This is a genomic window from Candidatus Phytoplasma crotalariae, from assembly GCF_030586865.1.
In the GTDB taxonomy this organism is placed as follows: domain Bacteria; phylum Bacillota_I; class Bacilli_A; order Acholeplasmatales; family Acholeplasmataceae; genus Phytoplasma; species Phytoplasma citri.
The window spans coordinates 16,126-28,570 of sequence record NZ_JAOSIR010000003.1; the positions used below are offsets into that span (position 1 = coordinate 16,126).

Below are 12,445 nucleotides of genomic sequence, written 5' to 3' on the forward strand. Positions count from 1 at the left end.
CACATATGATTTAAAGTGAGTTGTAATATTCTATGATTTTGTCATCTAATAATCGTGTTTTTAAGAAAATGATGAAGTTATCATTTAAAAAATATCGAGATTTATATCAAGAATTTCTTGTATTTGGAAATCATCTCGTTCAAGAAGCTGTGAAAAAAGGAATAGTATTAGGATTATATACTATTAATCCTGAACAAGAAGATGGTTTATTTATTAAAAAATCTTTAATGAAATTATTAAATAATAATCACATTTTATATTCTCAAGTAGCTATTTGTAAAATGTTAAAATCATCTTTATTTAGTGATAAAATACTTATTTTAGATAATATTCAAGATCCTTCTAATGCCGGACTTTTATTAAGAAGTGCTTGTGCTTTCGGGTTTAAGACTGTTTTTTTTAGTGATAATAGTGTGGATATTTATAACGAAAAAACCATTCAAGTTAGTCAAGGAGCTATTTTTAATTTAAATTTTGATCGTGGTAATTTGGCGAATTTTTTGTTATTTTTGCAAAAAAATAATTATTTTGTTATAGGTTCTTGTGTTCGCGAAACTAATTTTTTATCTCATGATTTTTTAGATTTTAGCTCGAAATATAATAAAATTGCTTTAATATTAGGGAACGAAGGGCAAGGTATTTCTTTTGTTTCTCGTCAAAAATCGAATTATCTAATTGCTATTCCTACTACGGATTTAGTAGAAAGTTTAAATGTAGCTATAGCTGGCAGTATTATGATGTTTTATATTTATCAATGGTTTAATAAATAATTTGTTTAGATTTTTTTATATATTAATAAAAATCAATTTATTGAAATTTTAAATTGCCATTAAATATTTTATTTTTGATCATGATAATTTCTTCTTTGTAAATAGGCTTTTGGTTTACAAAAGGTGTTTCTAAAATTTTAGGAATATTTTTAAATAATGGGTAATAGATAATTTTTATTAAAGCTTCAAATCCTATTTGACCATATCCAATGTTTTCGTGTCGGTCTTTTTTGCTACCTAAAGAATTTTTAGAATCATTAATATGTAGAACGGATAAGTATTTTAAATTAATAATTTTATCAAATTGTTTTATTGTATTTTCGAATTGATTTTTAATATCATAACCAGCATCAAACACATGGCAAGTATCCAAACAAATAGAAATTCGTGTTTTATCTTCTATTAAATCGATAATATTTTTTAATTCTTGAAAATTAGCACCAATTTCATTACCTTTTCCTGCCATAGTTTCTAATGCTATTTTAGTTTTTAAATTAGGAGTATTTTGAAAAATTTTATTAATACCTTGAGCAATCCATTTAATTGCTTCTAATTTGTTTTTGTTCAAATTATTACCTGGATGTATTACCATTTGAGGAATTTTCATTTGTGAAAATCGATTTAATTCTTTGATTAAAAATTCGATAGAAAATTCTCTTTTATTTAAAAAAGGGTTGGCTAAATTAATGATATATGGTGCGTGACCTACTAAATAACTCGTATTAATATTGTATTTTTTCATTTTGGATAAAGTTTGATCAATATCGTATTGTGCGATAATTTTTCTTTTAGTATTTTGAGGAGGGCCCGAGTATAACATAAAAGTATTTGAATCGAAGGATAAAGCTTGTTCTAAAGCTCCTAAATACATTTTAGGTTTTTTAAAGGATACGTGGCTGCCTATTATTAACATATATTATTTTTTTATCTTTCTAATTAAATATATTTTTTATTTTTGGAAATTTTAATTTATATTTTAATTATTTGGATTAGTAATTAAAGAGTATTGGTTTTTATTAAATTTAATTTTTTTAAATGAAATATTTAATTTTTTTCGGATTTTATTAAGTAATAATTCATCTTTTTCGGTACTTAAAACTATTATATCTCCTGATTTTCCCATTCTTCCCGTTCTACCGTTGCGATGTTGAAAAAAATCTAAATTTTTATGAGGCAAATCATAATGTATTACTAAGTCTATATCCAAGTCTAAACCTCTTGCCATAAGATCGCTTGCTATAATATATTGATATTTCGTTTTTTGAATATCATTTATATATTGTTTTCTTTTTTTAGTATTTAATGCTGAAGAAAAACAAATTACTTTTAAATTTTTTTGAAGCATTGCTTCATAAATTTTTGTTTGTTCTTTAATGTTGGAAACAAAAATAATAGAAATATAAGGGTTAATATGTTGGGTTAAATGTATTAAAGTTTTTAGTTTTTGTTCAGATATAGTTTCAAGATTATAATAATTTAATTTTAATTTATGTTCTTGTGTAGTATTTAAAAATAAATTTTTTCCAAAGTATTTATTGATAAAAGGTTTAAATTTATCAGTGATAGAAGCGGATATTATTATAATTTTAGGATTACATTTAGTTAATATTGCATCTAAGATGGATAAAGAATCTTTGTCAAACAACATATCTGCTTCTTCTAAAACTAAAAAATTGATTTTATTAATTTTTAGTAATTTGTTAATAATAACATATTCATTTAGTTTGTTTAAAGTTGTTATGAGTAAGGGAGGTTGTTTTTTTTTAAATTGATTTGATATTTTCTGTTTATTTATGCCACCATATAAAATTTTAATATTAGCTATTTTCGGTTCTATTTTTTTTAACATATTTAATATTTGCCAACTTAATTCGTTAGTTGGAGTAATTATGATCGCTTGTATTGTATTTTTTTGCCAATTTATTTTTGATAATATAGGTAATAAATAAGCATGAGTTTTTCCAGTTCCTGTAGGGGCAACGCATACTAAATGATAAGGTTTTTCGAAATTATTAAACATTTGTGTTTGTATAGGTGTTATTTGAGTAAAATTTAGTTGTTTTAATTTTTGTTTTATATATTGTTTCAAATTTATTAATTTCCTTTTTTTTAATTCGCACAAATTTTTTTTGAGTTTATTTTAATATATGTTAAAATACTTATATTGTTTCAAATTTATTAATTTCCTTTTTTTTAATTCGCACAAATTTTTTTTGAGTTTATTTTAATATATGTTAAAATACTGTTATCCATTAATATTATTCATTAAAGTAAATTATAATATTATTTGATTTATTATTTATAATTTATCTTTGTATAGGGCATTGATCTTTTTATCAAAAAATTATTTTATTTTTATTATTATTTATATTAAAAATAACAAATAATTTGAGAGGTTAAAAGTTTTTATGATTTGGTTTTTTAATAAAAATAACAAAATTAATTCGAAATGTTTTAGTAATCAACTGAAAGTTGAAAATATAGTTAATAAAAATAAAAATGTACCATTCCAATTTCAAAGAAATCGACTTTTCATTAATTTTCTTTCAGGTTTGATTATATTCATTATATTTGTAACTATTGTTATTATTCCTATAAGTTATTTTATTTATTTGAGTTTTTAGAGATAAGTTTAAAAGTTATTAAAAAATTTGATTTTTATCAAAAATTTTTTAATAAATAAAAATCCCATCGAAAAAATATTTTTTTCGACGGTTTTTTCTTTTAGATCATTTAATTAATGATTTTTTTCAAATTAATATTTTTATTATATGATAAATAAATATTTGGGTTTCAATTTTTATTTTAATTTTGATAATAATTATTTATTCGGAATATTATTTAAATTAATTTCTACTTGCTCCCAATTAATGATATGAAAAAAAGCTTCTACATAATCTTGACGACGATTTTGAAAATCTAAATAATAAGCGTGTTCCCAAAGATCTAAACCTAAAATAGGATAACCTAAATTATGAGTGGTATCTTGATTAGTAGTTGTTATAATTTCGGATAAATTTTTATTATTAACAATCCACCATACCCAACCGCTACCAAAAAGATTTAAAGCTTTATTAGTAAATTGATTTTTAAAATTATCTAAATTTTTATAATCTCTTTTTATAATGTCTTGCGTTTTATTTAATAAAACGATTTCATTGGTTGTTTTTGGTTTTAAAATTGTCCAAAAAAATGAATGATTAAAATGTCCCCCTCCGTTATTACGAACAGATGTTCTAATTTCTTTAGGTATTAAAGATAAATTTTTTAATAAATCATCGATATTATTTTTTATTGTAGGAAATTTTGATAGAGAAATATTTAATTTATCAATATAGGTTTGATGATGTTTTTGATGATGAATCATCATTGTTTTTTGTGTTATAAAAGGTTCTAATTCGTTATATTTATAGTTTAAAGTAGGTAGTTGATATTTATTAATCATAATTAAGATATTATTGCTCCTTTTTATTTTAAAAATATTTTTTTTAAATAAGTAAAATCATTTTTTATTATAACATGTTTGAAACATGGTTATTTGTAAATTTAGCATGGATTACAAATGTATTGAATATATTTTATTTTTTAGAGATAAAATTTTTTTTAAAAATGGTCAATAAGATAAAAAATATTTAATTTTATTATGACAAACAAAATTATTTAGAAAGAGGTTAAATTCAATTTATGTTAAATAAAAATAAAAATGGCTGCGTAAAAAATACACGAAATATTATTAAGCAATTAATTTTAGGTGCGAATTTAATTGCGATTTCTTTGGTTTTATTTAGATTGAATAAATATTCTTTTTTAAGTAAAATTAATAAAATTCCTATTGTTAATTCTAATTTATGGTTATTTTGGCATTTGCCATTATTTTTTTTAGGATTTTTTTTAAATATTAATTATGTAATTTTGTTTTGTTTTGTTTATATTTTTATAGAATGTTCTTTTTATTCAATGCCTGGTTATTTAGCAACTTATGAGTATTTAAAAAGCAATTATAATTGTTTTATTTCTAATAGATTTTTTTTTGTTACTAGCAATATTATTTTTGGTTCTGTTATACCTAATCTATTTTTGTTACTAAGTTGTATGTTAAATCATCGTTATGTTAATAAAAAACGTATTTTTATTTTTGGTTTTCTCAGTATTGTTTTACAATCTAGTTCTCGTATTTTAAATGGTTATTTAAATTATTTGGATATTATTAAAATTAATTTTTATCGATATAATTATGTTTATTCGGATCGTTTTGTAAATATTTTGTTCTGTGGTTTTAATATTATTCCTATTATTATCAATAATGTGATTAACTGTTTATTATTCTTAATTTTATATAAAAAAATTCAAAATATATATCAGGAATTAATGTAATAATTATACATAAAGAATTAAATTTATACAATTTATTATTTATTTCATTAATTAGAAATAAAATTTTATTGGAATTATTATATGTGCGAATAATTTTGTCAAATTAAATCTTTTATTTTATGGTATTATTAATAATAAAAATAATTATTTTTTTAACTATATTGAAATTCTTATTTAAATTAGTAATTGTAATTTTCGAGAGAATTAATTTTTTAAATTTTTGCTGATTATCGGTACTAGTACTTTTTTATCTTAAGATGGAGATAAGTTACACTTTATTTTCCTAAATTTTAAAATTACAAAAACTTTTGATAAATATTTTTTTAATTTTTTCTTTAGGAACAACATATAATAACTAAAAATATTTCTTTTAATAACCGCAATCTTTTAATCATTGATTAGAATAATAAAGATTTATTTTTATTAAATATTGAAAAAAATTTTTATTTTTAATTAAAAAATTTTCAATAAGACCGAAAGGAAAATATAATGATTTCTTCTTTTACAGAGTTAAATTTATTAACTCAAATTCAAGAAGCTTTAAAAGAGCTTAATTTTATTAATCCTACCCCTGTGCAAGCTTTGGTGATTCCTAAAATGATTCAAGGTATTGATATTGTAGCTCGTTCTCAAACAGGAACAGGAAAAACTTTTGCTTTTGGCATTCCTATGATTCAAAAAATTGATTCTCAATCTTCTCAAATTCAAGCTTTAGTATTGTGTCCTACGCGAGAGTTAGCTTTGCAAGTTTTTACGGAAATTAATAAATTGTTGAAATTTTATTCCGAAATTAGAACCGCTGTTATTTATGGTGGCGAAAAATATTTCAAACAATTTAGTGCTTTAAATAAAAAACCTCATATTATTGTAGCTACTCCTGGAAGAATTTTAGATTTATTAAAACAGCAAAAAATAGATTTATCTCATGTTAAACTTTTAGTTTTAGACGAAGCTGATGAAATGTTAAAAATGGGATTTCAAGAAGATGTAGAAGATATTTTAAAAAATATTCCTTCAGAAAGGCAAACAGCTTTATTTTCTGCTACTATGCCGGATTTTATTAAAAAAATAGCTGAAAAATATCAAAAAAATTCTCAAACTTTAGAAATATCTAATAAAAATATTGCAGTTAAAAGTATTAAACAATTTTATTTTATTGTTTCGGATATAAATAAAAATTTAGTTTTAGAACGTTTGTTAGATTATCAAAATCCCGATTCTGTTATTATTTTTGCTAATACCAAGAAAAATGTGGATAATATTACTGATTATTTGCAAACAAGAAATTTTTTAGTAGATGCTTTGCACGGAGATTTGAAACAAAATCAAAGACAATATGTACTTAATAATTTTCGTAATAAAAAAATTAAAATTTTAGTTGCTACTGATGTAGCTGCTCGAGGTTTAGATATTTCTGATATTCAAATGGTTATTAATTATGATTTATCTAATGATTATGAAAGTTATGTACATAGAATAGGTCGTACTGGAAGAGCTGGAAAATCAGGTGTTTCTTATAGTTTTATTAATGTTAGACAAAAAATGAAATTAAAAAAATTAGAATATTATTTGAAAGAAAAATTATTATTAGCTGAAATTCCTAAAATTGAAGATATTTATCAACAACAAGATCAGTTATTTCGTGACAAAGTTTTTCAATTAATAGAAAATTATAAAAACAATAATTTATCGATTGATATGAATTTCATGGATAAGTTATTACAAAAATATGATCAAGAATTAATTATTAAATCTTTAATAAATTATATATCTCCTTGTCGCAAACAATATGAAAATATTATTATACGGAATGTTTCCAATTATAATAACGATGAATTTGCAAAAACATCTTATAATAAAAGTAATCGTATTAATAGTGATTATTTTAAAAAATATGAACAAAACAATATTAATATGACAAAATTAATTATTAATATTGGTAAAAATGATCGTGTGTATAATCCTGCTACTTTTTTACAATTTTTATATGATAAATTTAATATTTATAGAAAAAATATTGGTTATATTCAACATTTCGCTGATAAAACAGTTTTTGAAATTAATAATAATTTTGTTAACAAGCTTAAGACAAAAAAAGATATTTATTGGGAAAATAAATTAATAATTATTAGTGATGATTTGGAAAATTATTCTAATGTTAATAATAAATATAAGAATTAAAAATCTTAAAAAATAAAAAGTTAATTTATTTTTTTAATTTTATTTATTTGAAGATTATCTAATTTTAATATATATGTAAATAAAAAAGTCAAATTTTTACTTCCGAAAGGATTAATATATTTGAATTTTTTTTATTATGCATGTTAATTATAACGGATGAAATTTTTTAGTTATCCGTTTTTGATATTATTTTAGATTATTTTCATTTTAATAATGATTTATTAAATTATTTAAATTACTTCTTTGATTATATTTATGAATAAGACTTTTTAAGTTTTTTTGTATTTTAAAATTTGAATTAGACTTGATAATGATATATAAATAATACTTATTATAATAAAAGGTGTTATAGTATCATAAGTAATAGCTATATTTCGTTGCGCAGTCCATAATAAATTTGGTAATCCGATAATAGAATATAAAGCGGTTTCTTTTAAATTTATTATAAATTGATCCCATATATTAGGTATTTCTCTTTTTAAAATTTGTTCTAATATAATATGTTTAAAGACTTGTTTCGAATTTAAACCAAGAGCATAAGCAGCTTCTATAGGTCCAGATTCTAAAAAATGAACTTGTCTAGACATGTTATTTAAAAAATAAAATGCGTTGTTAAGGAAAGTTATGATTAAAGAAATGCAAAAAATCCCAATCAAATCTTTTAAAAAAAATATTTTTTGTATGAATAAATTATACATTAAGACAACTTGAATAGTAATCGGAACAGCTTTTGTAACATGAATGCATAAAACTAATATATAATTAATTGCTTTTTTAATTAGTTTTTTTGAAGATTGGCACCATATTTTGAAAGGTAATAATATTAATGCTAACAAGAATCCAATTAAAATAGCATCTATAGCTAATGTTAATGATATATAAAAGCTGTCTTGATAAGTTTTAATTATATTTATAATTTTATTTTCGAATGTATTGATTTGTTGTTTTTGATGATTATCGTTTATATAAGTTTTTATAGCTTTTTCACGTAAATTATCCATTATATTAGGATTAGATTTTTTAATTTCATCAATTTGTTTTGTTAATTCTTGGTATAATTTGGTGTTTTGTTTGTTTATAAAAATACCTAATGGATAATGAAAATCTTTTTTTGGATTATTTTTTGTATTATTTATTAATTTTAAAGATTGAAATTTATTTTTATCATTTGCTTTGGAAGAAGTCATTAAATTTATAACAGGGTGTTCAAAAATTAATAAATCAACGCGTTTTTGTTCTACTTCATTAACGCAATTTACTAAATCTTCTTTTGGATTTAATTTATGTAAATTTAATTTATTTAATATTTCGATATCATAAATAGAACTGGCTGTAGTTGTTGCGCTAATATGTCCATGTGTTTTAATTAAATTTTTTAAATCTTGAATAGTAATTTTTGTTTGATTTATATAATTTTTGAATTTATGATTATCTTTTCTAATTAAAAACCCAATTTCGGAAACATCATACTCAATAGTATTCATTTTTTTTTTACGTTCTTCTGTAATATTCATGTTACCAATAGCGGCATCAATAATTTTTTGATCAACTGCATTTAAAATACCAGGGAAATTTAATGGTTTTATTTTTAATTGTTTATTCATGTTTTTAGCTAATTTTTCAAATAAAAAAATATCAGAACCACTTATATATGTTCCTGTGTCGGTACGAAAGCTATTGGGATTAGAATAAGTACTATCAAAACATAAAGGCGGAGAATTGCTTACTACTCCTAAAATAATATTATCAGAAGGTTGTGTTGTAAAATTAAAAATTTTAAATAATTTATAATGTAAAAATAATATTGTGATGATGAAAATAAAAATTTTTAAGATTTGTCGAATTTTCAATTGCAACATTAAAATGAGTTCACTTTCGTTAATTTTTTTTATTATTAAATGTAGGAATTTCAGAATAATTAAATAGTTTTTTAGGATGATTACGATTATTTGTAATATTTAAATATTTAAATAATAATTTTGATAAGCGCTTGTGTATAAATATTATTATTTTTTGTCTTGTTCGAAAAAATATTTAATTTTAGGACATTTATTTAGTTTAAAAATATCATTTAAATTGCCTTTTTCTGTGATTTGGCCATTTTCTAATAAATAAATTTTATTTGACACTTTTTTTGCAAATTGTAATTCATGAGTCACAATAATAAGCGTTATATTATGTTTAATAACTAAATTTTGCAATAATTTTAATATTTCTTGAGCAGATTCTGAATCTAAAGCTGAAGTGGGTTCATCAAGTAAAATAATTTTAGGATCCATACATAAAGTTCTTGCTATAGCTACTCGTTGTTTTTGTCCTCCGGACAGCTTTTGAACATTTTCGTAGGCAAATTTTTCCATTCCCACTTCTTTTAATTTTTTAAAAGCTTTTCGGGAAGCTTCTGTATAAGGCATTTTAAAAATACATTTCAATCCTAGACAACAATTTTCTAAAACAGTTTTTTCAGAAAACAAATTAAAATGTTGAAAAACCATACCTATTTGTATTCTTAAATTAGTCAAGGAAATGTTAGAATCTAGAAGATTATAATTATTAAAAAATATTTTTCCGGAATCTGGTCTATTTAATAAATTTAAACATCTTAATAAAGTCGATTTTCCTGAACCAGAACGACCAATAATAGAAACTATTTCTTTTGGTTTTATTTTGAAATTAATGTTATTTAAAATTATTTTTTTATCAAAAGAACTTTTTAAGTTTTCAACTTTTATTATGTATTGCATTATAATTTTTTATACTCCTTCGGGATTATAAAATTTAATTTTGTTTATTTTTGCGTTAAATAGGATATTTTTTATATATTATTGCTAAATTTATAATATAATGGGTGGGTTTTTAATTTTTAAAATTCTATAAAAAAAAAATGATTTTGTCAAATTTTAAATAAAAAAATATTTTATTTTATAAAATGAAAAATTTTGATAAAATTTTTATGGTGTTATTGAATTATAATAATTTTTTTTTGTATATTTTGATTTAGATTGATAGATTTTATATAATAATATGTCACAAAAGTTTTATATTTATTACTTGTTTTGAATTAAATTTTTTATTTTTCAACATTTGAGGTAACATGATTGAATTTTAAATTATACATTAAAGAAAATTGGTTATTTAGAATTTTAACTATTGATGATAATTTGAACTTATTAAAGTGAATAATAGATCGATATATATTCGAACAATAAATTTATGTAAAAGAAAAATAGGTATTGAAGTTATGTATAAAAAAAAACAAATTATTAAAAGAAAAAAAATTTTTTTATTATCGATTTTAGTGACTTCCTTTTTATTTTTTGTTGTATTTTTTTGTATGGGAAAAATTTTAGGTCATATTGAGCAACAACATGAAGAAGTTGTTTTAGATGTTGGTCAAGCTTTGGAAAATAATTTAGAATCTGGTCAAAAAAATTTAATATCAAATATTACAGGTTCTGCAGAAAAATGTGTTAGTGATGTTGCAGAACATATTAAAGTTAAAGTAGATGGAATTAGCGAATATTTTCAAAAAAATTTAGATAATTTAAAAGAAAATTGTCAAATGCGTTTATATCAATGTATTGATCATTTGGAACAACATACCAAAGAACATGCTAGTCAAACTTTTAATCAAGTTTTACATCCTCAAATTGAACAAAATTTAATTTCTCTAAAATCTAATATTTTAAATATTTTTTCTAATTGGTTATTTAATTCTTTTAAATTTGAGATGAATTGGAATTTTTTAAAGTGTTTACCTTCGTTTTTATTGCCTAAATCCAATAAGCTGGCGAATAATAATGTTAATGCTGATTTAAGTGATAATTTACACGATATAGAAGTAAAATAAGAAATTTATCTAAATGGAATTATTAAGATTATGGTTATAAATTTATAAATTTTTTAATTATGGGTTTTATAAATAAAGTTGAATGGAAAAGTTAAAAAATAATTTATAAGCTTTTTATACGAAATTTATTAATTTTATTAATTTATTAGATATTTATTTAATACGTTATTTAACAAGTTTTTAATAAGTTTATATAAATTATTAAATATTTTTATTTTATTATCTATCTATTTTTTAAAAATTCGTTTATAATATTAGATGTAGTAGTTATTATGAAAAATAAATCTATGATTACTACCAAAATTAGACACTTATTTTAAGAAAAAAATTGTGTTAAAAATGTTTTTTTTGTTTATTAAATTTTAATTTTTAATTAAATTTAATAAATATTTGATTTTTGAAATTTGAATTTGAACGTTGAAACGATTATATTATTTAATATATAAATTATAATTATTTAGTTTTTTGTTAAAAAAATAATCTTTAAAATATGGAACTAATATTTTAGGATTTGTCATTAATTATTAAAGAAGGAAAATAATAAATATAAAGAATATAAATACTAAACCAAAAAAAAATATTTCATTAAAAAATTTTAAAAAAATAGCTGTTATTATGTTTGTTTTAATGATTATAGGATCGGTAGCAACATTTGTTTTTTTTCATCCAATACATTCGTCATTTATGATTAATGATTCTAAAGAGAATTTGACATCAGGAAATATTTCTTCTGAAGTTCCTCAATTAGAAAATTTAATGTCTTCAGAAAACAAAAATAATCATGATGCCGATTATGTATCTATAAAAATAGATAATAAACAAGATACTCAAGATGTCGATAATTATGCAGTTATAAAAGATCATAATAATGATATTTTTGCAGATTTAAGTAATTCTGAAATTGAAAGTATTATGGGGAAATCTGAAAATCCATATGAAGTTCAATCAGTGACTACAGAAGATAAAGAACCAATTAATATCGCTAAATCTAAGCCTAAATTTAAAATTAGTTCGTTATTTAAACCATTTCGTAATATTAAAAAAAATTTAAAAAAAATAAATAAATGGGATTCTACAAATAATCTTGTAAAACATAATCTTGATTCTGAACCGGATTATGCTATTATTAAAAAAAATAAAAATTCAGAAAAAAATATAAATTGTCCTGCTATTGAATTTTGTCAAGTAATGGAAACACCAAGAGCTATTGTTTAAAACATTAAATAAGTTTAAAATTAAAAATTGATTTAATATACCTTAGCAATTATTT

At 20.7% G+C, this 12,445-nt stretch carries 10 protein-coding genes; 5 read left to right on the forward strand and 5 right to left on the reverse strand.

All coding sequences use genetic code 11. The features are described 5' to 3' along the window. The first annotated feature begins 32 nt into the window (after positions 1-32). Positions 33-770: a TrmH family RNA methyltransferase gene (locus tag OC683_RS00410; protein ID WP_304514598.1), complete on the forward strand. Its 738-nt coding sequence runs from the start codon at positions 33-35 to the stop codon at positions 768-770. A 37-nt stretch (positions 771-807) separates the two neighbouring features. Here the strand turns inward: OC683_RS00410 and OC683_RS00415 are convergent, their stop codons facing one another. The 3 genes from OC683_RS00415 to OC683_RS00425 form a co-directional block, all read right to left on the reverse strand. Then, on the reverse strand, positions 808-1,683 hold the full coding sequence (locus OC683_RS00415) for a deoxyribonuclease IV (protein ID WP_304514599.1): 876 nt from the start codon (positions 1,681-1,683) through the stop codon (positions 808-810). Between the two features lie 63 nt (positions 1,684-1,746). After that, positions 1,747-2,859, reverse strand: coding sequence for a DEAD/DEAH box helicase (locus OC683_RS00420; protein ID WP_304514600.1), 1,113 nt, complete (start codon positions 2,857-2,859; stop codon positions 1,747-1,749). A gap of 732 nt (positions 2,860-3,591) precedes the next feature. Next, positions 3,592-4,215: a superoxide dismutase gene (locus tag OC683_RS00425; protein WP_304514601.1), complete on the reverse strand. Its 624-nt coding sequence runs from the start codon at positions 4,213-4,215 to the stop codon at positions 3,592-3,594. A gap of 239 nt (positions 4,216-4,454) precedes the next feature. Between OC683_RS00425 and OC683_RS00430 the strand changes: the two genes are divergently transcribed. Both OC683_RS00430 and OC683_RS00435 read left to right on the forward strand, forming a co-directional pair. Next, on the forward strand, positions 4,455-5,144 hold the full coding sequence (locus OC683_RS00430; protein ID WP_304514602.1) for a hypothetical protein: 690 nt from the start codon (positions 4,455-4,457) through the stop codon (positions 5,142-5,144). Positions 5,145-5,633: 489 nt separating this feature from the next. After that, complete coding sequence (locus OC683_RS00435; protein WP_304514603.1) at positions 5,634-7,325, forward strand: DEAD/DEAH box helicase; 1,692 nt, start codon at positions 5,634-5,636, stop codon at positions 7,323-7,325. A gap of 269 nt (positions 7,326-7,594) precedes the next feature. Here the strand turns inward: OC683_RS00435 and OC683_RS00440 are convergent, their stop codons facing one another. Both OC683_RS00440 and OC683_RS00445 read right to left on the reverse strand, forming a co-directional pair. After that, positions 7,595-9,184, reverse strand: a complete 1,590-nt coding sequence (locus OC683_RS00440; protein ID WP_304514604.1) for a transporter substrate-binding domain-containing protein — start codon at positions 9,182-9,184, stop codon at positions 7,595-7,597. 147 nt (positions 9,185-9,331) lie between these two features. Next, positions 9,332-10,069, reverse strand: coding sequence for an amino acid ABC transporter ATP-binding protein (locus OC683_RS00445; RefSeq protein ID WP_304514605.1), 738 nt, complete (start codon positions 10,067-10,069; stop codon positions 9,332-9,334). A 497-nt stretch (positions 10,070-10,566) separates the two neighbouring features. Between OC683_RS00445 and OC683_RS00450 the strand changes: the two genes are divergently transcribed. Together OC683_RS00450 and OC683_RS00455 are read left to right on the forward strand one after the other, a co-directional pair. Then, a complete protein-coding gene (locus OC683_RS00450; RefSeq protein WP_304514606.1) occupies positions 10,567-11,175 on the forward strand; it encodes a hypothetical protein in 609 nt (202 codons plus the stop codon). A 615-nt stretch (positions 11,176-11,790) separates the two neighbouring features. Then, complete coding sequence (locus OC683_RS00455; RefSeq protein ID WP_304514607.1) at positions 11,791-12,390, forward strand: hypothetical protein; 600 nt, start codon at positions 11,791-11,793, stop codon at positions 12,388-12,390. The last annotated feature ends 55 nt before the right edge of the window (positions 12,391-12,445 follow it).

Bases quoted from the DNA above. Each gene is read 5' to 3' on its own strand.
- OC683_RS00410 (WP_304514598.1), top strand. From the start codon at position 33: ATGATTTTGTCATCTAATAATCGTGTTTTTAAGAAAATGATGAAGTTA.
- OC683_RS00415 (WP_304514599.1), bottom strand. From the start codon at position 1,683: ATGTTAATAATAGGCAGCCACGTATCCTTTAAAAAACCTAAAATGTAT.
- OC683_RS00430 (WP_304514602.1), top strand. From the start codon at position 4,455: ATGTTAAATAAAAATAAAAATGGCTGCGTAAAAAATACACGAAATATT.
- OC683_RS00440 (WP_304514604.1), bottom strand. From the start codon at position 9,184: ATGTTGCAATTGAAAATTCGACAAATCTTAAAAATTTTTATTTTCATC.
- OC683_RS00435 (WP_304514603.1), top strand. From the start codon at position 5,634: ATGATTTCTTCTTTTACAGAGTTAAATTTATTAACTCAAATTCAAGAA.
- OC683_RS00425 (WP_304514601.1), bottom strand. From the start codon at position 4,215: ATGATTAATAAATATCAACTACCTACTTTAAACTATAAATATAACGAA.
- OC683_RS00445 (WP_304514605.1), bottom strand. From the start codon at position 10,069: ATGCAATACATAATAAAAGTTGAAAACTTAAAAAGTTCTTTTGATAAA.
- OC683_RS00455 (WP_304514607.1), top strand. From the start codon at position 11,791: ATGTTTGTTTTAATGATTATAGGATCGGTAGCAACATTTGTTTTTTTT.
- OC683_RS00450 (WP_304514606.1), top strand. From the start codon at position 10,567: ATGTATAAAAAAAAACAAATTATTAAAAGAAAAAAAATTTTTTTATTA.